This is a genomic window from Bradyrhizobium sp. ISRA464 (assembly GCF_029910095.1).
GTDB lineage: Bacteria > Pseudomonadota > Alphaproteobacteria > Rhizobiales > Xanthobacteraceae > Bradyrhizobium.
Window position 1 is genome coordinate 3,704,976 of the sequence record NZ_CP094526.1, and the last position, 23,408, is coordinate 3,728,383.

Below are 23,408 nucleotides of genomic sequence, written 5' to 3' on the forward strand. Positions count from 1 at the left end.
CCGCGACGGGACCTCACCGTCCGCCGCATGCGCACTCGTCAGTTGCACGTGAGGCGTCCACCGCATCTCGACCCAACACTCGTGACGATCGCGAAGCACCCCTCAAGCGGGTGAGACGGGCCATTCATACACTGAGTTGCATTTCTGTAAAACAGAAATATTTTGTGAGCGGGGTCTTGCGCCGTCGGGCAAATCAGTGCCAAGGGCAAGCCTCCATCCTCCTCCGTCATTCCGGGTTCTTGCTTCGTGAGTCCCGGAATGACGACGGAGGGAGCTTTCGTTACGCCGACGCGCGCCGGACGCGCTTCGCCACCGGCCGCGGCTTCAGCGCGGTGTCGGCGGCATCAAGCACGCGCCCGTCCTGCGAATATAGCGCGAGCTTTTTCACTGGCTTGCCCTTGTCGCGGTCGACAAGGATGGTCGCGATCTCGTCCGGATGCTCGTCGAACTGCTCGCTCCATTGCCGGAGCGCGACCAGGATCGGGAAGATCCCGCGGCCCTTTGGCGTCAGCACATATTCCTGATAGGCGCTGCCGTCGGAGGCGGGGACCATCTTCAGGATGCCGCGCTCGACGAGCGCGCGTAGCCGCACGGCGAGGATGTTCTTGGCAAGACCGAGGCTCGCCTGGAATTCCCCGAAGCGGCGCCGGCCGAGGCTGGCGTCGCGGATGATCAGCAACGACCACCAGTCGCCGAACACGTCGAGCGCCCGCGCGATCGGGCAGGCATCGCCCGCAAGGCTGGTTCGTTTCACCACGTCTGTCTCCGGCAAAGGGCGTGTGATCACGGCCTTTTGTGGTTGCATTATTAAACCAGGTACCTTACGTGGGCAATAAGGTTTAATAATGCAACCACTATTGGAGGCGGATATGAGACTGGCGAACAAGACGGCGTTGATCACCGGCGGCAACAGCGGCATCGGCCTTGCGACCGCGAAACTGTTCGTGGCGGAGGGTGCCAAGGTCGTCATCACCGGGCGCAACCGGGAGACGCTCGCGGCGGCGGCGAAGCAACTCGGGCCGAACGCGCTTGCGGTGGCGGCCGATGCCACCGACGTCGCGGCGTTGGAAGCCGCCGCGAAGCAGGGCGCGGAAAAATTCGGCAAGTACGACATCGTGTTTGCGAATGCCGGCATTCCCGGCCAGACGCCGGTCGGCGGCACCACGCTTTCGGCCTTCGAAAACGTAATCCGGACCAATCTCACCGGCGTGTTCTTCACCGTGCAGGCGGCCGCGCCCTATCTCAACGACGGTGCGTCCATCATCCTCAACGGTTCGGTGATCTCGGTGCTCGGCAATCCCGGCTATTCGGCCTATGCCGCGAGCAAGGCCGGCGTGCGTGCGATGGCGCGGGTGATGGCATCGGAACTCTCGCCGCGCGGAATCCGCGTCAACGTGGTGGCGCCGGGCGCCGTGCGCACGCCGATCTGGGGCGCCGCGATCGCGACGCCGGAAGCGGAGAAAATGTTCGAGGCGCGGATCTCCCAGTCGACGCCGCTCGGGCGCATTGGTGAACCGGATCACATTTCGAAGACGGTGCTGTTCCTCGCGTCGGACGATTCCGCGCATTTGCAAGGGCAGGAACTGTTCGTCGACGGCGGCGCGACGGCATCGCCCGCAGGCGCGCCGATCTATCGCGGCTAAAACTGTTTCTCATGGTAAAAAGACGGCCGGTGTGAAGCGGATCACACCGGCCAATTTCGTGCGGAACTATCATGCCGCGCACAAGGCATTGAACCTTTGACGTATTCCCCGGACTCCTGAATGGGCGGGGAATTTTTTACCACCGATTCATTTGGAGTGCCGTCATGCCGAAAGCAGCCCGCATTTCCAGTTCGATTCCGGTTTCGTCTTCATCCGAAAATTCAGATACATCACAATTTGTCACGGTCGCGCTGTTTTCCGGCATTGGCTTGTTGATCTCGCTCGTCGCCGTCATCCTCGGCATACAGGGCGTTTGGCTTTGAAGTGATCAGCCTGAACGACCTGCCACAGTTAACGCTGCGGCAGGCGCTTGTTCGCGTCAAGCCGCGTTGAGGCTGCTCGCGGCCTGCAGCGCGCCCGCGACGGCTCTTTCACGATGGTCGGGGCCGACCTGGATGCCGTCGGCGGAAATGAACTCGAGATTCTTGACGCCGATGAAGCCGAACACCCCGCGCAGATAGGTTTCGAGATGCTCGAGCGCGGCCATCGGCGTGCCGGCGCCGTAATAGCCGCCGCGCGAGATCGCGATGACGACGCGCTTGTTGCCGGCCAGTCCCTCGACGCCGGCGGCGCCGTATTTGAAGGTCTTGCCTGCCACCAGGACGCGGTCGATCCAGGCCTTCAGTTGCGAAGGGATCGTGAAGTTGTACATGGGCGCGCCGATCACGACGATGTCGGCATCCAGAAACTCCGTGAGCACCGCCTGTCCGGCGGCGATATCGTCACGCAGCGCGGGTTCCGGGGCCGCGCCCTGGCCAGCGGTCAGGTGCGAGCCGGTGAGGTGGGCGAGCGGGGTCTGCGTCAGGTCGCGATAGGTCACAACGAGGCCGGGATTGGCCTGGCGCAGCCGCTCGACGGCGGCGGCGGAGACCTGGCGGCTGACGGAGTGGGGGCCGAGGACCGAGGAATCGAGATGCAGAAGTTTCATGGCAGGGGTCACCTTTGGTATAGGTTTGTAACTGGCGCTATATGAGTGACCGTCCTAAATCTCCGCAAGAACGCACAATTTTGAAACCCGAGCACAGAAATGAGACCCGAGCACATCTGTGTGCCTGCCCTGCCGCCCCAGCCCGACCCCGACCACAGCGATTGCCGCGCTGTCGCTTCGGTGCTGGCCCGCATCGGCGACAAATGGAGCGTGTTCGTGATCATGATGCTGATCGATGGCCCGCGGCGGTTCAACGAGTTGAAGCGGATGATCAACGGCATCTCGCAGCGGATGCTGACGCTGACGCTGCGTGGGCTGGAGCGCGACGGCCTCGTGACGCGCACGATCTTCCCAACCATCCCACCGCGGGTGGACTACGAGCTGACCGATCTGGGCCGCGGCCTCGCGGAGCCGATCAAGGCGCTCGGCGAATGGGCCTTCGCGCATCTGCCGGAGATCGAAGGCGCGCGCACGCAATTCGACGCGCGCAACGGCGAGTGATGTTGTTGTGAGGAGTGCACGATGCCTGTCTCCCTCGCCCCGCTCTTGCGGGGAGAGGGTGGGGTGAGGGGCTCGTTCCGCGGTCCTTAGCGATGAAGAGTACGCGGAGATTCCCCTCACCCGGAATTCAAGCTCCGCTTGAATTCCGACCTCTCCCCGCAAGAGCGGGGCGAGGTGGATTTCGAAACTTGCGCTGAATAGCTAAATCATCGACACCAGGCCGCCGCCGTGGCGCTCGAGCTTGCCGGCGAGCTCGAGTTCGAGCAGCACCGCGCGGACGATCGCGGGTGGCACATCGGCCATCCGGATCAGATCGTCGAGGCTGATCGGGCTCGGACCCAGCAGGTTGACGATGCGGGCGCGGTCGGACGCATCGGTGGCGAAATCCAGCGGTTCGTCGTCCTCGCGCGCGCCGAGCATGACCGGCCGCTCCATGATCGGCGTGACGGCGTTGATGATGTCGGCGGCCTCGGTGACCAGCGTCGCGCCCTGCTTGATCAGATCGTTGGTGCCGGCGGCGCGCGGATCGATCGGCGAGCCTGGCACGGCAAACACCTCGCGGCCTTGTTCGGCTGCCATCCGCGCCGTGATCAGCGAGCCCGAGCGATGCGCGGCCTCGACGATGACGACGCCGAGCGACGCGCCCGAGATCAGCCGGTTGCGGCGGGGAAAATCGCGTGCCCGCGGCACATGGCCGAGCGGCATCTCGGAGATCGCGGCACCCTGATCGAGCAGTGCGGCCAAGAGGTCCTCATGTTCGGGCGGATAGATCCTGTCATGACCGCCGGCGAGCGCGGCGACCGTTCCGCTTGCGATCGTCGCGCGATGGGCCGCCTGGTCGATGCCGCGGGCGAGGCCGGAAATCACGACAAAACCGGCGTCGCCGAGATCGCGCGCCAATTGGCCGGCAAACTTCAGGCCGGCGCCTGAGGCGTTGCGCGAACCGACGATCCCGATCATCGGCCGCGTCAGCACCTCGAGTGCACCGCGCACGCCGAGCAGCGGCGGGGCGTCGTCGATGCTGGCGAGCCGCGAGGGATAGTGCGCTTCGCCGGGCGCAACGAGATCGATGCCGAACTTTGTGCAGGCGGCGAGCTCGGCGCTCGCGTCGGCTTCGCTGCAGATGCGCCCCACGCCCGATGCGCCGCCGCGGCGGCAAGATCGGGCAGGTGCTCCAGCGCGCTGGCGGCATCGCCGAAATGGCGCAGCAGCGATGCAAAAGTGCGCGGGCCGACATTGTCGGAGCGGATCAGCCTGAGGCGGTTGAGCCGTTCGGCGTCGGAGAGCTTGTGCGGACGGTCGTGCATGCGGGATCCAGCTTCGCCCAAGAGGGGATTGTGATCAACGGCCTCATTGGCACACCCGGCGCAACGCGCTACGTACAACGGCCGACAGCAGCAGGGGGCGCGCCATGATCTCACTCGCCGATCTTCAACAGCGGATCGAACAGGGCGCGGTTTCGCCCGAGGCGGCCATCGGCCAATCGCTGGACGCGATCCGCGCGGATCACAAGACCATCGGCGCTTTCGTCCGCTACGACGAGAACGCCGGCGCGCAGACGGCCGGGTCGCTGCGCGGCGTTGCGGTCGGCATCAAGGACATCATCGATACCGCCGACTTCCCGACCGAGATGGGCGCGCAGATCTACCGGGGGTATCAGCCGCGCGCCGACGCGCCGGTGGTGATGGCGCTGAGGCAGGCCGGCGCCACCATCATCGGCAAGACCACGACGACGGCGTTTGCGGCGAACGATCCGACCGCCACGCTCAATCCGCATAATCATGCGCACACGCCCGGCGGGTCGTCGTCGGGCTCGGCGGCGGCGGTCGCGGCCGGAATGATCCCGCTGGCGCTGGGCACCCAGACCGGCGGTTCTGTGATCCGGCCGGCCTCGTTCTGCGGCGCCGCCGCGATCAAGCCGAGCTACCGGCTGCTGCCGACCGTCGGCGTGAAATGCTTCTCCTGGACGCTCGACACCGTCGGGCTGTTCGCGGCTGGCGTACGCGACGTCGCGCTGGGGCTTTCGGCGATGACCAACCGGCCAGAGCTCGTGGTGCCGTCGGCGGTGCCGGCGCCGCGGATCGGCGTGGTGACGCAGGCATTTGCCGGCGCGCCGGAGCCGTCAGGCGCGGAGGCGCTGCAGAAGGCATCGCGCGCCGCCGAGCGGGCCGGGGCGTCGGTCCGCGAGCTCGCGATGCCTGAAATCGTCGCGGAGGCCTGGCGTATCCATCCCGTGGTGCAGGATTTCGAGGCGCATCAGTCGTTGGCCTGGGAGTACCGGCGGAACTACGACGCGATGCCGCGGCTGTTGCGCAGCCGGCTCGACGAGAGCAGGGACATCACGGTGGCCGATTACGATGCGGCGATGGACGTCGCCTTGCGCGCGCGGCAGGCGCTGGCGGCTGTGTTCGACGAGGTCGACGTGCTGCTGACGCTGTCGGCGGCCGGCGCCGCGCCCAGGGGCTTATCGTCGACCGGCGATCCCCGTTACAACCGGCTGTGGACCCTGATGGGCGTGCCCTGCGTCAACGTGCCGGCGCATGTGGCCGAGGGCGGATTGCCTGTCGGGGTGACCGTCGTCGCGCCGTTCGGTGCCGACGCGCGGGCGCTGGCGGCGGCCAGTTTCGTCGAGGACGCGCTCAAGACGTAGACGACTTCTTCTCGCCGATCTTGCCTTCGGTGCCGGCCTGCAGGCGCTTGATGTTCTCGCGGTGCATGTAGAACAGCAGCAGCGTCAGCACCGCGAACAGCGAGGCGAGGGCGTTGTGGCCGAACCACCACAGGAAGATCGGGGTCACGAAGGCCGCGACCAGTGCCGAGAGCGACGAGTAGCGGCTGGTGAAGGCGGTGGCGAGCCAGATCACGGCAAAGATCAGCGCCGCCGGCCAGAACAGGCCGAGCAGCACGCCGATATAGGTCGCGACACCCTTGCCGCCCTTGAACCCGAGCCAGACCGGGAACAGGTGGCCGAGGAATGCGCCGAGTGCGGCGAGCATCGCGGCATTCGGGCCGCCGAAGTAGCCTGCGATGATGACGGCGACCGTGCCCTTCAGCATGTCGCCGATCAGGGTTGCCGCCGCGAGGCCCTTGCGGCCGGTGCGGAGCACGTTGGTGGCACCGATATTGCCCGACCCGATCGAGCGCAGATCCTGCGTGCCGGCGAGCTTGGTCAGGATCATGCCGAACGGGATCGACCCGAACAGGTAGCCGATCAGGAACGCGACAATGAGGAATCCGTCACCCGACATGGCTGCGCCTCCGGTCGTGCCCGACATTGTGGCACGGGTCAGACATGTTCGTACACCGTGCGTCCGCCGACAATGGTCCGCATCACGCGGCCCGAGAACCGGGCATCGTCGAACGGGGTGTTCTTGCACAGCGACTTGAGGTCATCGCGGTCGAGCACCCAGGGCGTGTCGGCGTCGATCACGATCACGTCGGCCGGGGCACCGGCGCGCAGCGTGCCGCCGGGCAGGCCGAGCAGTTCCGCCGGCCGGGTCGACATCGCCCGGATCAGGGTCTTGAACTCCATCTCGCCATTGTGGATCAGCCGCAGGGCGGCCGGCAGCATGGTCTGCAGCCCGACCGCGCCGCTGGCGGCTTCCGCGAACGGCAGCCGCTTGACCTCGACGTCCTGCGGATTGTGGTCGCTCATCACGACGTCGATCAGCCCGGAGGCGAGCGCCGCCACCAGCGCCTTGCGGTCGTCCTCGGTGCGCAGCGGCGGCGACAGCTTCAGGAAGGTGCGGTAGGGGCCGATATCGTTCTCGTTCAAGGTTACGTGGTTGATCGAGACCGAGGCCGAGACGTCGAGCCCATTGTCGCGGGCGCGCTTGAGGACTTCCAGCGACTCCATCGAGGTCAGCGAGGCCGCGTGATAGCGGCCGCCGGTCAGCGCCGCGAGCCGCATGTCGCGCTCAAGCATGATCGACTCGGCCGCGGTCGGAATGCCTGACAGCCCGAGCCTAGTGGCGAACTCGCCTTCGTTCATCACGCCTTCGCCGACCAGATGCGGATCCTCGGTGTGATGCACGATCAGCGCGTCGAAATCGCGCGCATAGGTCAGCGCGCGGCGCATCACCTGGGCGTTGGTGACGCTCTTGTCGCCGTCGGTGAAGGCGACCGCGCCGGCGGCCTTCAACAGGCCGATCTCGGTCATCTCCTGGCCTTGCAGGCCTTTTGTGAGGGCCGCCATCGGGTGGATGTTGACGATCGCGGTGTCGCGGGCGCGGCGCAGCACGAAGTCCACGGTTGCGGAGTTATCAATGACCGGCGAGGTGTCGGGCTGGCAGATGATGGTCGTGATTCCGCCGGCGGCCGCGGCCAGGCTCGCGGAGGCAAAGGTTTCGCGATGGCTCGCGCCGGGCTCGCCGACAAAGGCGCGCATGTCGATCAGGCCGGGGGCCACGATCTTGCCGGCGCAATTGACGATGTCGGTGCCTTCGGGGACGCCGGCGGCGCCGATGCCGCGCTTGGCGTCGCGGATCACGCCGTCGGCAATCAGCACGTCGCCGGGGCCGTCGAAATCCCGCGACGGGTCGATGACGCGGGCGTTGGCGAGCAGGACGGGGCGGCGGTCGGTCAGCATCGGTCTCACGCGTTCGGCAGGTTGCGGGCGAGTGCTTCCAGCACTGCCATGCGTACTGCGACTCCCATTTCGACTTGTTCGCGGATCAGCGACTGCGCGCCGTCGGCGACGAAGGTGTCGATCTCGACGCCGCGGTTCATCGGGCCCGGATGCATCACCAGCGCATCGGGCTTGGCGTAGCCGAGCTTCTTCTGGTCGAGGCCGAAATAGTGGAAGTATTCGCCCGAAGACGGCACGAAGGAGCCGTTCATGCGCTCGCGCTGCAGCCGCAGCATCATCACGATGTCGGCGCCGTTGAGGCCCTCGCGCATGTCGCGCGCAACCTCGACGCCCATCCGCTCAATGCCCGGCGGCAAGAGCGTGGAGGGGCCGACGACGCGGACGCGGGCGCCCATGGTGTTGAGCAGCAGGATATTGGAGCGCGCCACGCGCGAATGCAGCACGTCGCCGCAGATCGCGATCACGAGCCCCTCGATCCGGCCCTTGTTGCGGCGGATGGTCAGCGCGTCGAGCAGGGCCTGGGTCGGATGTTCGTGGCTGCCGTCGCCGGCATTGATCACGGAGCCGTCAACCTTGCGCGCAAGCAGCTCGACCGCGCCGGAGGCATGGTGGCGCACCACCAGGATGTCGGGGTGCATCGCGTTCAATGTCACCGCGGTGTCCATCAGCGTCTCGCCCTTGCGGGTGGACATCGACGACACCGACATGTTCATGACGTCGGCGCCCAGCCGTTTTCCGGCGATCTCGAACGAGGACTGGGTCCGGGTCGAGGCCTCGAAGAACAGGTTCACCTGGGTACGGCCGCGCAAGCTGGCGCGCTTCTTGTCGACCTGGCGGTTGAGCTCGACATACTCCTCGGAGAGGTCGAGCAGGCCCGTGATGTCGTCGGCGGAAAGGCCCTCTATGCCCAGCAGATGCCGGTGACCGAGGACGAAAGTCGATTTCAATGATGGGGTCATTAAAGCCAGAGCTATAGGCGCGGATGGCCCGAGGGGCAAGCGCGAAGAGGGGGGATGGAAGTTATCCCCATCTGCAGGGTGAAGGGGGCGACCAGCGGCTGGCTGGCTCTGTAATGAAGGGGGCTGCTCCCGACGTCCGTGTCTTGCCTTTGCTGGTTTTTCGGGAACAGAGACGCGGATGACCAGGACAACAGGTGACCGGTAGCGACGCTGTCCTGGCCACGAGGATGGAGCGAGAAGTCATGAAAATTGTTGTGATCGTCGCTGCCGTCGTGGCCTGGATGTCGCCGGCCATTGCGCAGGGCCTGCCCGGCGATTTCGTGTTCCTCCGCGACATCGATCCGTCCATCATCCAGGACATCCGCTACGCCACCTCGAACAACTTCATGGGCCGGCCGATCGCGGGCTACGGTGCCGGCGAATGCGTGGTGAAGCGGGAGGTCGGACTTCGCCTGAAGGCCGTGCAGCGGGAACTCGCGCGGCGAAAACTCTCGCTCAAGATGTTCGATTGCTACCGGCCGGCCCGCGCCGTCGCCGACATGGTCGCGTGGTCCAAGAACGGCAGGGAAACCGCGGCCGAGCGGCGCTACAATCCGGCCTTCTCCAAGGCAGACCTGTTCCGGCTCGGCTACATCGCTACCCATTCGGGGCATTCCACCGGAGCGGCCCTCGATCTGACCTTGGTCGATCTCACCACCGACAATTCGGGCAAATTCGATCCCGCGCGCGACTACGCCGACTGCACCGCTCCGGCGGCGGTACGGGCGCCGGAAGGGAGCGTCGACATGGGCACCGGCTATGACTGCTCCGATGCGAAGGGACACACCGCCGCTGATACGATCACGCCGGCGCAGCGGCGATGGCGGAACATCCTGCTGGCGGCCATGGCAAGGCAGGGATTTGTGAACTATTCGAAGGAATGGTGGCACTTTTCGCTGCCGGGGGCGGGCGGACAAGCCTATGATTTCCCGATACCTTCGCACCGCAATTGATTCCTGACAGGTTCGAGACACACCCATGACGCAGGCTTCATTTGCCACCCACGAGGTGCTGAACCAGTCGCCGCCGTTCGAGGATGTCGACCTGTTCGCAGTCGATGCGCCGCTGGCTGCGGCGGTCGCGGCCAATGGCGGGGCGGCGGCCACAGCCGAGCTGTCGGACTTCGGCAAGCATTGGGGTTCCGCCGCGATGGCGGAACGCGGGCGCCTCGCCAACGAGAACACGCCAAAACTCCGTCTGTTCGATTCCAGGGGCAATCGCCGCGACACGGTCGAGTTTCATCCGGCCTATCACGAGCTGATGGCGCACTCGGCGCATGCCGGCGTGCACAATTCGACCTGGAGCGCCCAAGGCAAGCCGGCCGGCGGAGCGGCCGAGGTGGTGCGCGCGGCGAAGTTCTACATCGCCTCCCAGGTCGAGACCGGCCACCTCTGCCCGATCACGATGACGCGCGCCTCGGTCGCGGCGCTCGCCGCGCAGCCCGAGATCCTGACGAAGACCATGCCGGTGATCGGCATGCGCTCCTACGACCCGAGCTTTGCGCCGTGGTGGACCAAGCGCGGCATGACGCTCGGCATGGGCATGACGGAGAAGCAGGGCGGCACCGACGTGCGCGCCAACATGACGCGGGCGGAGCGCGACGGCGATGCCTACCGCATCACCGGCCACAAATGGTTCATGTCGGCGCCGATGTGCGACGCGTTCCTGGTGCTGGCGCAGGCCAAGGACGGCTTGAGCTGCTTCTTCATGCCGCGTTTCGCGCCCGACGGCGCGGTCAATGCGATCCACTTCCAGCGGTTGAAGGACAAGCTCGGCAACCGCTCCAACGCGTCGTCGGAAGTGGAATTCCACGGCGCCTATGCCGAGCTGATCGGCGAGGAGGGCAAGGGCATCCGCACCATCATCCAGATGGTGCAGCTGACACGGCAGGACTGCGCGATTGCCTCCGCGGGCCTGATGCGCTCGGGGCTTGCGCATGCGCTGCATCACGCGCGTCACCGCAGCGTGTTCCAGAAGCATCTCGCCGATCAGCCCCTGATGCAGGCCGTGCTGTCGGACATGGCGCTGCATGTCGAAGCGTCGGTCGCGCTGGTGATGCGGCTCTGCCGCGCCTTCGACCGCGCGCCCGGTGATGCGGGTGAGGCCGTCTATATGCGGCTGCTGACGCCTGCGATCAAATACTGGGTCTGCAAGAGCGCGCCCGCCTTCCTCTACGAGGCGATGGAGTGCCTCGGTGGCAACGGCTATGTCGAGGAGGGCATTCTGGCGCGTCACTACCGGGAGTCGCCGGTCAACGCGATCTGGGAAGGCTCCGGCAATGTGATGTGCCTCGACGTGTTGCGCGCGCTCGGCCGCGAGGCCGACGCCGCATTGGCCGTGCTGCGCGCGCTCGCCGACGACACCAAGGGCCTGCCGGGCGCCGTCGAGACCGTCGCGTCGGTCGGCAAGGCGTTTCGCCGGGCTGACAGCGAGCGCGTGGCCCGGCTTGCGGTCGAGAAGCTCGCGCTGCTTGCGGCGGCCGCGGCGCTGAACCAGATCGCGCCTGATCACGCCGAACTGTTCGCGGCCACGCGGCTCGCCGGAAACCATGCCGGCATGTACGGCGCGGTCGAACTGTCTGACGAGGACCAGCGCGCGCTGCTCGTGCGCGCACTGCCATGAAGGCCTGCTGATGGACGCAATCAATCCCGAACCGCCGCCCGCGGCCGTCGAACCGTCGCCGCGCCCGCCACGGGTCTGGAAGTTCTGGGGCACGGCGCTGTGGGGGCTTCTGATCTTCGCCGCGATGTTTCTCGGCCAGCTCGCCGTGATCGTCTATTACGTGATCAAGCAGGGCGGTCCGCTGTCCACCGAGGGTATCACCCATGTGGTCGCCGACGGCGTGACGATTGCGCTCTCGGTGATGGCAGGCCTGCCGATGGTGCTGCTGGCGCTATGGGTCGCGATCCGTCCGACGCGGATATCATTCGCCGATTATCTCGGATTGCGCTGGACGTCGTGGCGCAACGTCGTCATCGGCGTCATCGCGCTCGTCGTGGTGATCGGCGGCTGGGATATGGTGTCCCGCGCGGCCGGCCGCGACGTGCTCCCCGGTTTCATGGGGGATGTGCTGAAATCGGCTCAGGCCGAGGGCGCGCTCTGGCTGTTGGTGATCGCGTTCGCGGTTGCCGCGCCGATCTGGGAGGAGCTGTTCGCGCGCGGCTGGCTGTATCGCGGCTGGTCGGAATCCCGGCTCGGCCCCTATGGCGCGATCCTGCTGTCATCGCTGGTCTGGACGATGATGCATCTCCAGTACGATTGGTTCTTCCTCTGCGAGGTGCTGTCGATCGGGCTGTTGTTCGGCTATCTGCGCTATCGCACCGGCTCAGTCTGGCTGACCATCTTGCTGCACGGGCTGAACAACCTGGCGGCCACGATCCAGACCTGGTGGTTGACGGGATGACCGTTAGGTAGAGGCTAGGCCCACCTTCGCTGCGACGTTGTTGCAGGCACAGCGACATGTCGAACTTCGAAGCATGAGCTCACGTCCGGTCCACGGCAGCGAATGCCCAGGTCCGGCCTTTCCCCCGCAGGAGCGCCTGGTTGATCCAGACCATTCCGAAGGGTTCGAGGAGGCGCGACGTCCTGATGTCGCCGGCGTCGAGCGGCTCGAAACCCAAATCTGTCAATACCGTCGCGACTGCAGCCTTCGCCTGTGTGTCGTCGCCGGCCATGAACATCACCGGCCTGTGCGGCATGCCGGCATTGTCGGCCATGATCTCCGCGCCGACCTGATTGAGCGTCTTCACCACGCGCGCGCCCGGCAGCCAGCTGGCCACAATCTCGCCGCCGCTGGTCGTATGACCGAGCGTGAGTTCGAGAACGCCACCAATCATCCCGAGCGGATTCATGCAATCGATGACGATCTTGCCAGAAAGATCGCCCAGAGCCTTGACGGCAGCTTCGGCAACGTTCCACGGAAGTGCGAGAACGACCAGGTCAGCAGACTTGGCAGCCTCTGCCGGTGACGCCAGCCCTGCGCCGACATCGGCAGCAAGGTCTTGTGTGGCTTTATTGGTGATATCGCGCGCCCCAAGAACAACAGTGTGCGAGTGCGAGGATTTTCGAAGTCCTCGCGCGAGGGCGCTACCGACGTTACCGGTCCCGATGATCGCTATTTTCATGGCACGATGCTCCCTTCCTGATGCCAATCAAAACAAACGAGATGGTGAGCAATTCCGCTGGCTATGGTCGCGCCCTCGAAGGCCCGGTGCTCATCGACGATATGCGGATATTTGGTTCCACCGCATACGCCCGCACCCGATGTCAGCAAAGGCCCAAGGCCGACGTGTATCCACAACGCCGGCCGCAACGGGGCCCATTGAGGGCAAGCCGACGTGACTACTTTATGAGTATGCACCGCGCCAGCATTATAGCAACGGCCGAAAGAGCGGCGGCGCGCGGTGAGCCTTGGCTCAGCCTCTTCGAGCCTGCCGAACTGCACGAGTTGCTGCGCGGCGCGGGCTTTAGCGCAATAGAAAATCTCGGCGCTTCCGAATAGCCGAGCGCTTCTACGGGCTCGTGGGGCCAGACATCACTCCCGGACCCGGTCCCCATATCGTGCGGGCGGCTACGGAAGGACGCTTGATGTCCCGGTTCGCTTTGGACCCAGTGGCAGTTGAACCCGAACGGGGCTAACATTCGGAAGAGTTGCACGGCGATCCTTTTTTGAAGGGTCCGTTCGTATGCGCCGGCTCGTGGCGAGGAGGAGTCCTTGGCTCGCGAACACCTCTTGCGACGGCTCGTCGCGGTTTTTGCGGCCGATGCAGCTGGTTACAGCCGTCTGACTGGCGCGGACGAAGAAGGCACTCACGTCAGGCTCAGGGAACATCTGCAGGGCCTGTTTGTCCCGAAAATTGCGGCCCATCGTGGGACCATTGTCAAGAATACCGGTGATGGGTTGCTGGCTGAGTTTGACAGCGTTGTCGATGCTGTACGTTGCGCCCTCGATGTTCAGCGCGGGATGGCCGAGCGCAATGCGGCCGTGCCGTCAAATCAACGTATTGAATTCAGGATCGGGATCAATGTCGGCGACATCATCAAAGATGCCGGCGACATATTCGGGGACGTTGTCAACGTGGCGGTACGTCTCGAAGCCATCGCAGAGCCCGGCGGTATTTGTCTTTCTGATGATGCTCACCGACACGTCCGAGATAAACTCGATATCGCCTGTGACGATGGCGGCGAACAAAGACTAAAAAACATCGAACGTCCCGTCCGGGTTTTCAGAGTTCGGGATCGCGGCATCGCAGTGCGGCAAACGCCCGCCTTGGCGCTGCCGAACAAGCCGTCCATCGCCGTCCTGCCTTTCCAAAATCTCAGTACAGATCCTGAGCAGGAGTACTTCGCCGACGGCATCGTGGAAGACATTACCATGGCGCTGTCGCGGTTTCGTTGGCTGTTTGTGATCGCAAGGAACTCAAGCTTCACTTACAAGGGGCGCGCCGTCGATGTGAAGCAGGTCGGCCGCGAGTTGGGGGTTCGCTACGTCATGGAAGGGAGCGTTCGCAAGGCTGACGCTCGCGTTCGCATCTCGAGTCGGCTTGTCGACGCGGATACCGGGGTGCATCTCTGGGCAAATCACTTCGATGGAACGCTCGAAGATATGTTTGATCTTCAGGACCAAGTGACGGTTAGTGTCGTTGGTGCGATTGCGCCGGAGCTGCAGCATGCGGAGATCAAGCGGGCTCTACGGAAGCCGATCGAAAATCTCGACGCATATGATCGCTACCTGCGTGGGCTCGCGTGTGTTCATCGGTGGACGAGGGATGGAAACGACGAGGGGCTGGAGCATTTTAGAACAGCGATCGAGCTCGAACCGGGTCTTGCCGCTGCTTACGGTCTGGCGGCATGGTGCTATGTGCGTCGCAAGGCTCATGGTTGGATGGCCGACGCAACACTGGAAAGCGGCGAGGCGACGCGACTGGCGCGCACGGCGGTGCTTATTGGCAGAGATGACCCGGTGGCGATGTGCTTGGGTGGATACGCACTTGCATTTATCGATCACGAGTTCGACGATGCTGCAGCCTTCATGGATCAGGGTCTTGCAGTCAATCCCAATTATGCATCAGCCTGGATGCTGAGTGCCTGGCTCAGGGTGTGGAGAGGAGAACCGGATCTCGCGATTGACCACGCTGCACGCGCACGGCGCTTGAGCCCGCTCGATCCATCGATGTTTGGCATCTATGCGGCAGCCGCTTGTGCTCATCTCCTGGCGCGCCGCTATGACGAGGCGTCATCGCTGGCTGATCAGGCCACTCGCGACCTTCCGACCTTCTTGCTGGGTATCTGTATCTCCGCCGCCAGCAAAGCGCTTGGGGGGCGACTTGACGAAGCACGAAGAGTCATTTCGCCGGCATTCGAGTCTGATCCCGACTTGCGGCTCTCCAGTCTCAAACGCCTGGTGCCGTTCCGACGGCCGGAAGACTTCGCTATGTTTGCGAACGGCCTTAGCAGGGCAGGGCTTCCGGATTGAGGTCTCCTCTTGGACCCAAAAGCGAACCTCACGGATCTGGCGGCGGTCTGCATGGAAGCGGGTGTTACGCGGGCGTAAGCGGGTCGGAGCCGGCCGGGGACCGAAAGGCTCAAATCACCCTGGCGTCGCGAGCCCGTCGACGATCAATTCGCCCGAAGATCTCCGGCGGCAACGAACTCAGCCGCGCACCGCGGCGGCAGTAAGCCGCGGGGTGGTTTGCCGGGGGCGTGCAGCAACCGCGGGAGGGGAAAACGCGACCAAGGCTTGTCCGAAAGTCGCATGGAACTTCTCGTTGGAACTTCTCGTTGGTGGTTCACACACGACGAGGCAGACATTTCATCGAGTGGGGCGCGCCTCATCCAACCGCTGCCGGACAATCGGCAAACAACCGGGAGGAGCCCAGATGAGTACAGCCAGACCTTCATCCATCACCCGGCGCCGGTTCTTGCGGGACACCAGCCTCGCTCTAGCCGCCGCCGGTGCGTCTCCGGTGCTGTCCGCGCCCTTTGCATCCCGCGCCATGGCCGACACCAAGACGCTGACGATCGTGCAATGGAGTCACTTCGTTCCGGCCTACGACACATGGTTCGACAAATTCGCAAAGGATTGGGGCGAGAAGAACCACATCGAGGTCACGGTCGACCACATTCCGGTGCAGGACGTCGCCGCGCGCGCGGCCGCCGAAGCATCGGCCGGATCCGGGCACGATCTGTTCGGATGGAACGGCGCGGGCGGGGCGCATCTCTACCGCAAGTTCCTGGTCGACGTTACCAGCCTGGTCGAGTCGGTCGAGAAGAAGTACGGCAAGATCACCGTGATCGGGCGGCAGATCGGTTACAACCAGGACGACCACACCTGGTCCGCGTTTCCGGACTATTACATCAATTTCCCGGTCATGTACCGCAAGAGCCTGTGGGACGGGATCGGCATGAAGCCCGAGACGTGGGACGATGTCCGGATCGGCGGCGCGAAGCTGAAGCAGAAAGGTCACCCGGTCGGGATTTCGCTCGGTCACTCAAACGATCCGAACACGACGTGGCGAGGCGTGCTGTGGAGTTATGGCGGCGCCGTCCAGGACGAGGCCGGCAAGCATGTCGTTCTCGACAGCAAGGGGTCGGTCGAGGCGGTCAAGTTCGCCGCCGCCCTCTACAAGGAGGCGATGACGTCGGACGTCCTGTCGTGGAGCGACGCCAGCAACAACCAGTACATCGACTCGGGCGTCAGCTCGCTGATCATCAACCCGATCTCGGCCTATCGGACGGCCCAGCAACTCAACAAGAAAGTGGCCGACGATATCTTCGTGATGGAGCCCCCCAAGGGTCCGGTGCGTCGGTTGATGGGCGGCGCTTCGGAATTCTACGGAATCTGGAAGTTCGGCAAGAACCAGGAGGCGGCGATCGAGTTTCTCAAATACTACGCCGACCACTGGATCGAGGCGTTCAAGGCGAGTTCGGGGTACAACAACCCGATCTTTGCCAATATCGTGCCAAAACCGATGCCGCTGCTGTCGGATGATCCAACCTCGACACCGCGCGACAAGTTGGCCGCGCTGCAGACCTCAGACGAGTGGTCCGCCGTTCCCGGCTATCCCGGGCCGGCAACGCCCGCGACCGACGAGGTCTACAACGACTTCATCATCTGCGACATGATGGCGAAGGCGGCAACGGGCGCGATGACGGCTGAAGACTCGGTCAAATGGGCTGCGCAACAGTGCGAGGCCATCCTCACCAAGTGGCAACAAAAGACGTGAAGCGATTGCCCGCGCCCAGGCCTGGGTTCGTACGCAGGCCACGGCGCAGACTGGAAGCAGAAGGGCAGACAGGAACCACGCGCCGCCAAGCGATCGGCGGAGCGAAAGATCAACGCTGCTAGGATGACCAATGGCTACGGTATCTGCGCGGAACATCGTCAAAAGGTTTGATGAAGTTCTCGCGGTCAACGGCATTTCGCTGACGGTACCGGACGGCGAGTTCGTGGTCCTGCTCGGACCCTCGGGCTGCGGAAAGACGACCTTCCTGCGCATCATCTGCGGGCTCGAGAGGCAGACGAGCGGCGATCTCGTCATCGGCGGCAATGTCGTCAACGACGTTCCGCCGCGGGCCCGCGGCGTGGCGATGATGTTTCAGAGCTACGGCCTCTATCCGCACTATACGGTGCGCAAGAACATCGCCTTTCCGCTCCGAACCCAGCGCGTGCCCCGCACCGAGATCGAAAAGAAGGTCAATTGGGCATCGCGCCTTCTCGGGATCGAGCATCTGCTCGACCGGACGCCGCGTCAGCTGTCCGGCGGCGAACGACAGCGTGTTGCGCTTGCGCGTGCGCTGGTGCGCGAGCCGACCGCGCTCCTGCTCGACGAACCGCTGTCAAACCTCGACGCCAAATTGCGGGCTTCAGCCCGCCAGGAGATCAAGCAGTTCCAGCGGCGGGTCGGCGTCACCACCATCTATGTCACCCACGATCAGGTCGAGGCGATGGCCATGGGCGATCGCATCGCCGTTGTCGATCATGGGAAGGTTCGGCAAGTGGGAACGCCGGCAGAGATCTACGACGAGCCCGCCGATCGATTTGTCGCGACCTTTGTCGGCGCGCCGCCCATGAACCTGCTCACCCACAATGGGGCGTATCTCGGCTTCCGTCCGGAGAATTTTCTCCCCATGGAAATGATGAGGGACGGTACGGTCACAGAATTTTGGTTCCGCGTCGATCGCTACGAGTATCTCGGCTCCGAACGGATCGTTTACGGCGCGATTGAAGGCTTCGATTCGCCTCAGCTTATTACGGCGAAGTTGCCGGCCCACATCGCAGAAGAAAGCGTCCGACCCGGCGAGCGGCACCTGTTCGCCGTGCACAACCGCGACCTGCGCTATTTTGACCAGGACGGCAAGCGGACCGGTCGACATTAAACCAGGTCGTATAATGGTTACCATTGCTGAACCAGTCACCAAACCAGGCTCGCGCTTCCGCTACATTCTGGACAGGCGCGGAACGCTCGGCGCCGTCTTCGTCGCGCCCGCGATCCTTTATGTCCTGCTGCTGGTCGGAGGGCCGTTTCTGCTGGCAGTGTATTACTCGGTCAGCGCCTATACGATCTACGATCCGTCGTGGCGCTTCGTGGGGCTGGCAAATTTCGCGCAGATTGTAAAGAACCCGGTGTTTCTCGAGACGCTGGGCAACACGTTTCTCTTCACGTTTGGATCGCAGCTCCTGGGACTGATCCTTGGCAAGTTCGGTGCGTTCTTGCTGATGCGGCCGTTCGCCGGTCGCAAGATCGTCAGGGCGTTGATCATATTGCCCTGGGCCGTGCCGATCGCGCTGGCCTCCGTCGCCTGGGAGTGGATGTTTGATTCCCTCTACAGCGTCATCAACTGGTCGATGATCGCGCTGGGCATCATCAACCGCTCGGACGCGCCGAACTGGCTCGGCAACCCTCATCTGGCAATGCTCTGCGTGATCATTGTCAACGCATGGCGCTTCTTTCCCTTTGCGATCGTCATCTTCCTCGCGGGCATCACTTCGGTCCCGCAGGATATCATCGACGCGGCGACCGTCGACGGCGCCGGCTTCTGGCGGCGCAACTACCAGATCGTGCTGCCGTTGATCCTCCCGATCGTCGCCGTCGGCTTGATCTTCGGCATCGTGTTCACCTTTACCGACCTTTCCATCGTCTACCTGCTGACCAATGGCGGCCCCGTCAATGCAACCTCGGTTCTGGGCTTTCGGGGGTTCCAGGTCGGCATCGTTTCCGGCGACGTATCGCACGGTGCCGCCATCTCGCTGTTCATGCTGCCGGTCCTGCTCATCGTGGTCATCGTCGTGTTGCGATTCATCCGGCGGAGGGAGGTCTGAGATGCAACGCGTCGTCACCAACGTGGCTGGTCAGGTCGGGTTCTATCTCGCAATTGCCTTCTTCGTCGTCGTGACCACTTTCCCGTTCTATTGGATGCTGATCACCTCGTTCAAGAGCAATCCAGACCTGTACGATGTCACCAACGTTCCGTTCTGGTTCAACGAGGCGCCCACGCTCGAACATTTCCGCTACCTGTTCGAGCAGACGCTGTTCGCGCGTTGGCTGTTGAACTCGCTGGTGATCGGGCTCTGCGTAGTCGCGATCACGTTGATTGTGGCATTGCCCGCCGGATACAGCCTGGCACGGTTGACGGGGAGAAACGGTGAAGCGCTGGGGATCGGCATCTTCCTGACCTACCTGGTGCCGCCAACCCTGTTGTTCCTGCCACTCTCGCGGATCATCGCCAACCTCGGACTGCAGAATTCGATGTGGTCGCTCGTGCTGGTCTACCCAACCTTCACAATTCCATTTTGTACGTGGCTGTTGATGGGGTTCTTCAAGGCGTTGCCGCCCGAGATCGAGGAAGCGGCGATCGTCGACGGCTGCAGCATGTTCGGCGCTTTTGTCAGGATGGTGATCCCATTGTCGTTGCCGGCGATTCTGACGACCGTGATCTTCACGTTCACCTTGACGTTGCAGGAGTTCGTATACGCGCTGACCTTTATTTCCTCGTCCGCGCAGAAGCCGATCACGCTTGGTGTGGCGACTGACCTTGTTCGAGGCGATATCTTCTTCTGGGGCGAGATCATGGCCGGCGCATTGATTGCCAGTGTCCCGGTGGCGATTGCCTACAACCTCCTTCTCGATCGCTTCATCACCGGCATTACCGGCGGTGCGGTCAAATAGCTGCGCGCTAGAGCCCGACCGCAGCAATCGCGATCGGCATCGTGATCGCGGCCAGGATCGTTTGCAGCGTGATGATCTGGGCGAGCAGCGGCGCGTCGCCGCCCATCTGGCGGGCCATCACATAGGCGGAGGGGGAAGTCGGCACCGCGGCACAAGCGGCGACGATCGCAAGGCTGGATCCGCTGAGGCCGAACCACAGCGCGAGCGCGACGGCGAGGAGAGGCATCAGCACCAGCTTCAGGACCAGCGCGACACTCGCGGCGAGGCTGGGGCGGAACATGCCTTCCAAATGCAATCCCGCCCCGGTCACGAGCAGGCCGATCGCAAGCGACGAGCCACCAAGCGCATTGGCAACCTCGTGCCAGATCTTCGGCAGCGGGATGTGCGCCACGTTGATGGCGAGACCGATGACGCAGGCCCAGATCAGCGGATTCTTCACGACCGTCATCACGATCGCGCCGGTCGACTGCTTCTGCGGCGCGGCATAGCGCGCCAGCACGGCGACGCTGAAGACGTTGACCAGCGGGATGATCGCGACCATCGCGACGGATGCGAGCGCGAGCCCGACGCTTCCAAAGAGATTGCCTGACACCGACAGCGCGACATAGGTCTGCCAGCGGATCGCGCCCTGGAAGATCGAGGTGAAGGCCGGACCGTCGACGCCGGCGCGGGCGAGCGGGGAGCGCAGCACAAGGCACAGCAGCGACATCGCGAGCGCCGACAGCAACAGCGCGCCGCCGACACCCGCGATCGGCACTTTTGTCAGATCCGCCTTCACCAGGGTCTGCACCAGCAGCACCGGGAACAGCACGTAATAGGTCAGCCGCTCCAGCCCGTGCCACTGCGTGTCTATTCGCATCAGCGTGCGCCTCAGGACGAAGCCGAGCACGATCAGCAGGAACACCGGCAACAGCGCCGCAATCACCACGGCCATGGTCAGCGATCCGCGCGCAGCTTCGCGAGCCGGTCCAGCGCGCCCTGCAGGATGAAGATCGCGGCGTGTTCGTCGATCACCTCGGCGCGTCGGCTACGGCTGACATCCATCCCGATCAGCTCGCGCTCGACCGCCGCAGTCGAGAGCCGCTCGTCCCACAACGCAATGGCAAGCGGAGTAAGCCCTGCGAGGTTGCGGGCAAAGGCCCGGGTCGATTGCGCGCGCGGGCCTTCGCTGCCGTCCATGTTGATCGGCAAACCCAGTACGAAACCAACCGCGTTGCGCTCGGCTGCGATCGTGAGCAGCCGCGCCGCGTCCGCCTTGAAGGCCTTGCGCTTGACGGTCTCGACACCGGTCGCGAGCCGCCGGTCCGGATCGGAGACGGCAACGCCGATGGTCTTGGTGCCGAGGTCGAGGCCGATCAGCGCGCCGCGCTCGGGCCAGTGCGGTGCTGTATCGATCAGAGGAAGGATAGGGGCGGGCATGGCCTGCGCATAGCATGCGCCCGCGCGGTGAGGCAAAGCCCGATCACGGCGTGGTGTCCATGCGAAAACGCCACGCCTGAGGTCGTCATGCGGCGATCACGCGATCGTCGCCGGCAAGGCAGGCGACCAGTCCCTGCAGTGCGCTGTATTGATGCGTGGTGCGGCGATGGATGAACAGCGTGTCGACGCCGGCGTGCCGCGGGTCGAGCTTGTGGATACTGACCTCGCGACGGACGTGATCGCGTTCGACGACGGCGCGCGGCAGCAGGGTCACGCCCATGTCGGCGGCGACACAGCCGACCATGCCGTCAAGCGTGCCGAGTTCGAAGCGCGCGGCCGACGGCCAGCCGAACTCGGTGAAGACCTGTTCGAGGCGTTGCCGGTAGGTGCAGCCGGTGCGGAACACGAGCGCCGTCGGCCCGGATTCCGCTGTGCCGGCACGCAATGCGGCCAGCGACTTCCAGCGCGGCGCGGTGACGAGAACCAGTTCCTCCCTAAAGGCGGCCGTCGAGGTGAGCTCGGCGTGCTCGATCGGGCCGGCGACAAAGGCGCCGTCGAGCGTGCCGTCGAGCACGGCCGCCACGAGATCGGCGGTCGGTCCGGTGCGCAGCGTCAGGCGCACGGCCGGATAGCGGCGATGAAATTCAGCGAGCAGCGTCGGCAGCCGCACCGCGGCGGTCGTCTCCATCGAGCCGATCGACAGCGGACCCTTGGGCTCGCCATCGTCGCGCGCGGCAAGCACCGCTTCGCGCGTCAGCGCCGCCATGCGTTGGGCGTAAGGCAACAGTCTGCGGCCGGCGCCGGTCAGCGTCATGCCGCGGCTGTGCCGTTCGAACAGCGCGGTGCCGATCTCGGCCTCCAGCGCCTTGATGCGCTGGGTGACGTTGGACTGCACCGTGTTGAGCTCCTCGGCGGCGCGCGTGATGCCGCCGAGCCGCGCGACGGCAGAAAAGGTGAGCAGATCGGTCAGTTCCACTGGCGGTGCTCCGTTTCATTCTGGAGATGGCAGCGTTCTCTCGTATTCATTTTTCAAGAATGTTAGGCCCGCTTAGGCTCCCTGTCCAGAACAGGGAGCAAGCGCATGCCGATCAGCACCGAACTGACCGCGCGACTGGGCATCCAACATCCGGTCCTGCTGGCGCCGATGGACACGATCTCCGGAAGCAGGCTCGTCCGGGCGGTGAGTGAAGCCGGTGGCTTCGGCATCCTGGGCGGCGGTTACGGCGACCGGGACCGGCTCGCGGGCGAGACCGCGAAACTGAAAGATTTTGCCCGCCCGTTCGGCATCGGCTTCATCACCTGGAGTTTGGCGAAGCGACCTGAGCTGCTCGACATAGCGCTCGAGGCGCGGCCGCATGCCGTCATGCTGTCGTTCGGCGATCCCGCGCCGTTCGCGCCCAGCATCAAGGCGGCGGGCGTGCTGTTGATCTGCCAGATGCAGGCCGAGGACATGGCGCGGCAGGCGCTCGACTGCGGCGCCGACATCCTGATCGCGCAGGGCACGGAAGCCGGCGGGCACGGCGCGTCACGCACCACGATCGATATCGTGCCGGCGATCGTCGATCTCGCAGCGGGGCGCGTGCCGGTTGTCGCTGCCGGCGGGATTGCCGACGGGCGTGGGCTGGCGGCGATGTTGATGCTCGGCGCTTCAGGCGTGCTGATGGGAACGCGCTTCTATGCCAGCATTGAAGCCGACGGCGCCGACGAGGCGAAGCAGCGGATTTGCGCCGCAAGGAGCGGCGAGACCGTGCGTGGCGTCGTGTTCGACTGGTCGCGCAAGCTGATGTGGCCTTCGCCGTTCACCGCGCGCTCGCTTTCCAACGATCATCTGCGGCGCTGGACCGGCCGCGAGATCGAGCTGATGCAGCGCGCAGACCAGATTGCCGCCGAATATGCCGAGGCGAAGGCCGTCGGCAATTTTGATGTCGCCGCCGTCTTTGCCGGCGAGTCCGTGGGCCTGATCCATGATATTCCACCAGCGGCCGAGATCGTCGGGCGCATCGTCGCCGAGGCCGAGCAGTCCCTGCAGGGCCGGCGCAACTCTCTTCCTTCTCCCACAAGGGGAGAGGGTACTTACCCATCAGCCGAGCAATGAGACACACC

Annotated in this window: 23 protein-coding genes and 1 pseudogene; 14 read left to right on the forward strand and 10 right to left on the reverse strand. The window is 64.5% G+C overall.

What is annotated here, in order from left to right; genetic code table 11:
• Positions 1-280: 280 nt before the first annotated feature.
• Positions 281-757, reverse strand: coding sequence for a helix-turn-helix domain-containing protein (locus MTX19_RS17340; protein ID WP_280984566.1), 477 nt, complete (start codon positions 755-757; stop codon positions 281-283).
• Between the two features lie 112 nt (positions 758-869).
• On the opposite strand from MTX19_RS17340, the gene MTX19_RS17345 reads away from it, so the two are divergent.
• Together MTX19_RS17345 and MTX19_RS17350 are read left to right on the forward strand one after the other, a co-directional pair.
• The gene (locus MTX19_RS17345; protein WP_280984567.1) at positions 870-1,643 is read left to right on the forward strand and encodes a glucose 1-dehydrogenase; all 774 of its coding nucleotides are present in this window, start codon (positions 870-872) and stop codon (positions 1,641-1,643) included.
• Positions 1,644-1,807: 164 nt separating this feature from the next.
• Positions 1,808-1,966, forward strand: coding sequence for a hypothetical protein (locus tag MTX19_RS17350; RefSeq protein WP_280984568.1), 159 nt, complete (start codon positions 1,808-1,810; stop codon positions 1,964-1,966).
• Positions 1,967-2,022: 56 nt separating this feature from the next.
• Here MTX19_RS17350 and MTX19_RS17355 read toward each other — a convergent pair whose 3' ends face one another.
• Positions 2,023-2,631, reverse strand: a complete 609-nt coding sequence (locus MTX19_RS17355; RefSeq protein WP_280984569.1) for an NAD(P)H-dependent oxidoreductase — start codon at positions 2,629-2,631, stop codon at positions 2,023-2,025.
• Positions 2,632-2,730: 99 nt separating this feature from the next.
• Here MTX19_RS17355 and MTX19_RS17360 point away from each other — a divergent pair, with 99 nt between their 5' ends.
• Positions 2,731-3,132: a helix-turn-helix domain-containing protein gene (locus tag MTX19_RS17360; protein ID WP_280984570.1), complete on the forward strand. Its 402-nt coding sequence runs from the start codon at positions 2,731-2,733 to the stop codon at positions 3,130-3,132.
• Between the two features lie 201 nt (positions 3,133-3,333).
• Here MTX19_RS17360 and dprA read toward each other — a convergent pair.
• Positions 3,334-4,439 (reverse strand): annotated as a pseudogene (gene dprA / locus MTX19_RS17365) (DNA-processing protein DprA).
• A gap of 104 nt (positions 4,440-4,543) precedes the next feature.
• Here dprA and MTX19_RS17370 point away from each other — a divergent pair.
• Entirely contained in the window at positions 4,544-5,782 is a 1,239-nt protein-coding gene (locus MTX19_RS17370) for an amidase (RefSeq protein ID WP_280984571.1), read from the forward strand.
• Here the strand turns inward: MTX19_RS17370 and plsY are convergent.
• From plsY to MTX19_RS17385, 3 genes are read right to left on the reverse strand one after another with little or no spacing between them, the layout of a single operon-like run.
• Entirely contained in the window at positions 5,772-6,380 is a 609-nt protein-coding gene (gene plsY, locus MTX19_RS17375; RefSeq protein ID WP_280984572.1) for a glycerol-3-phosphate 1-O-acyltransferase PlsY, read from the reverse strand. The genes MTX19_RS17370 and plsY overlap by 11 nt on opposite strands.
• Positions 6,381-6,418: 38 nt before the next feature.
• On the reverse strand, positions 6,419-7,720 hold the full coding sequence (locus MTX19_RS17380; protein WP_280984573.1) for a dihydroorotase: 1,302 nt from the start codon (positions 7,718-7,720) through the stop codon (positions 6,419-6,421).
• A 5-nt stretch (positions 7,721-7,725) separates the two neighbouring features.
• Positions 7,726-8,679 carry an aspartate carbamoyltransferase catalytic subunit gene (locus tag MTX19_RS17385; RefSeq protein ID WP_280986079.1) on the reverse strand — a complete coding sequence of 318 codons (954 nt, stop codon included), beginning with the start codon at positions 8,677-8,679 and terminating at the stop codon, positions 7,726-7,728.
• 242 nt (positions 8,680-8,921) lie between these two features.
• On the opposite strand from MTX19_RS17385, the gene MTX19_RS17390 reads away from it, so the two are divergent.
• The 3 genes from MTX19_RS17390 to MTX19_RS17400 are packed head-to-tail and all read left to right on the forward strand — an operon-like array spanning position 8,922 to position 12,121.
• Positions 8,922-9,671 carry a M15 family metallopeptidase gene (locus MTX19_RS17390; RefSeq protein ID WP_280984574.1) on the forward strand — a complete coding sequence of 250 codons (750 nt, stop codon included), beginning with the start codon at positions 8,922-8,924 and terminating at the stop codon, positions 9,669-9,671.
• 25 nt (positions 9,672-9,696) lie between these two features.
• Positions 9,697-11,340 (forward strand): acyl-CoA dehydrogenase family protein, encoded by a 1,644-nt coding sequence (locus tag MTX19_RS17395; protein WP_280984575.1) that lies wholly within the window; start codon positions 9,697-9,699, stop codon positions 11,338-11,340.
• A gap of 10 nt (positions 11,341-11,350) precedes the next feature.
• Complete coding sequence (locus tag MTX19_RS17400) at positions 11,351-12,121, forward strand: CPBP family glutamic-type intramembrane protease (protein WP_280984576.1); 771 nt, start codon at positions 11,351-11,353, stop codon at positions 12,119-12,121.
• Positions 12,122-12,200: 79 nt separating this feature from the next.
• Here MTX19_RS17400 and MTX19_RS17405 read toward each other — a convergent pair whose 3' ends face one another.
• Positions 12,201-12,842, reverse strand: a complete 642-nt coding sequence (locus MTX19_RS17405) for an NADPH-dependent F420 reductase (RefSeq protein ID WP_280986080.1) — start codon at positions 12,840-12,842, stop codon at positions 12,201-12,203.
• A gap of 20 nt (positions 12,843-12,862) precedes the next feature.
• On the opposite strand from MTX19_RS17405, the gene MTX19_RS17410 reads away from it, so the two are divergent.
• The 6 genes from MTX19_RS17410 (at position 12,863) to MTX19_RS17435 (ending at position 19,886) form a co-directional block, all read left to right on the forward strand.
• Positions 12,863-13,219, forward strand: a complete 357-nt coding sequence (locus tag MTX19_RS17410) for a hypothetical protein (protein ID WP_280984578.1) — start codon at positions 12,863-12,865, stop codon at positions 13,217-13,219.
• 213 nt (positions 13,220-13,432) lie between these two features.
• Positions 13,433-15,193 (forward strand): adenylate/guanylate cyclase domain-containing protein, encoded by a 1,761-nt coding sequence (locus MTX19_RS17415; protein ID WP_280984579.1) that lies wholly within the window; start codon positions 13,433-13,435, stop codon positions 15,191-15,193.
• 403 nt (positions 15,194-15,596) lie between these two features.
• A complete protein-coding gene (locus MTX19_RS17420; protein ID WP_280984580.1) occupies positions 15,597-16,943 on the forward strand; it encodes an extracellular solute-binding protein in 1,347 nt (448 codons plus the stop codon).
• Positions 16,944-17,073: 130 nt separating this feature from the next.
• The gene (locus MTX19_RS17425) at positions 17,074-18,096 is read left to right on the forward strand and encodes an ABC transporter ATP-binding protein (RefSeq protein ID WP_280984581.1); all 1,023 of its coding nucleotides are present in this window, start codon (positions 17,074-17,076) and stop codon (positions 18,094-18,096) included.
• 13 nt (positions 18,097-18,109) lie between these two features.
• On the forward strand, positions 18,110-19,039 hold the full coding sequence (locus MTX19_RS17430) for a sugar ABC transporter permease (RefSeq protein ID WP_280984819.1): 930 nt from the start codon (positions 18,110-18,112) through the stop codon (positions 19,037-19,039).
• Between the two features lies 1 nt (position 19,040).
• Positions 19,041-19,886 (forward strand): carbohydrate ABC transporter permease, encoded by an 846-nt coding sequence (locus tag MTX19_RS17435; RefSeq protein ID WP_280977583.1) that lies wholly within the window; start codon positions 19,041-19,043, stop codon positions 19,884-19,886.
• Positions 19,887-19,893: 7 nt separating this feature from the next.
• Here MTX19_RS17435 and MTX19_RS17440 read toward each other — a convergent pair whose 3' ends face one another.
• The 3 genes from MTX19_RS17440 to MTX19_RS17450 all read right to left on the reverse strand — a co-directional run bounded on the left by MTX19_RS17440 (position 19,894) and on the right by MTX19_RS17450 (position 22,281).
• Positions 19,894-20,820, reverse strand: coding sequence for an AEC family transporter (locus MTX19_RS17440; protein WP_280984582.1), 927 nt, complete (start codon positions 20,818-20,820; stop codon positions 19,894-19,896).
• Between the two features lie 2 nt (positions 20,821-20,822).
• On the reverse strand, positions 20,823-21,305 hold the full coding sequence (gene ruvX / locus MTX19_RS17445; RefSeq protein WP_280984583.1) for a Holliday junction resolvase RuvX: 483 nt from the start codon (positions 21,303-21,305) through the stop codon (positions 20,823-20,825).
• An 85-nt stretch (positions 21,306-21,390) separates the two neighbouring features.
• Entirely contained in the window at positions 21,391-22,281 is an 891-nt protein-coding gene (locus tag MTX19_RS17450) for a LysR family transcriptional regulator (RefSeq protein WP_280984584.1), read from the reverse strand.
• Between the two features lie 81 nt (positions 22,282-22,362).
• On the opposite strand from MTX19_RS17450, the gene MTX19_RS17455 reads away from it, so the two are divergent.
• On the forward strand, positions 22,363-23,400 hold the full coding sequence (locus tag MTX19_RS17455; RefSeq protein WP_280984820.1) for a nitronate monooxygenase: 1,038 nt from the start codon (positions 22,363-22,365) through the stop codon (positions 23,398-23,400).
• Positions 23,401-23,408 lie beyond the last annotated feature (8 nt).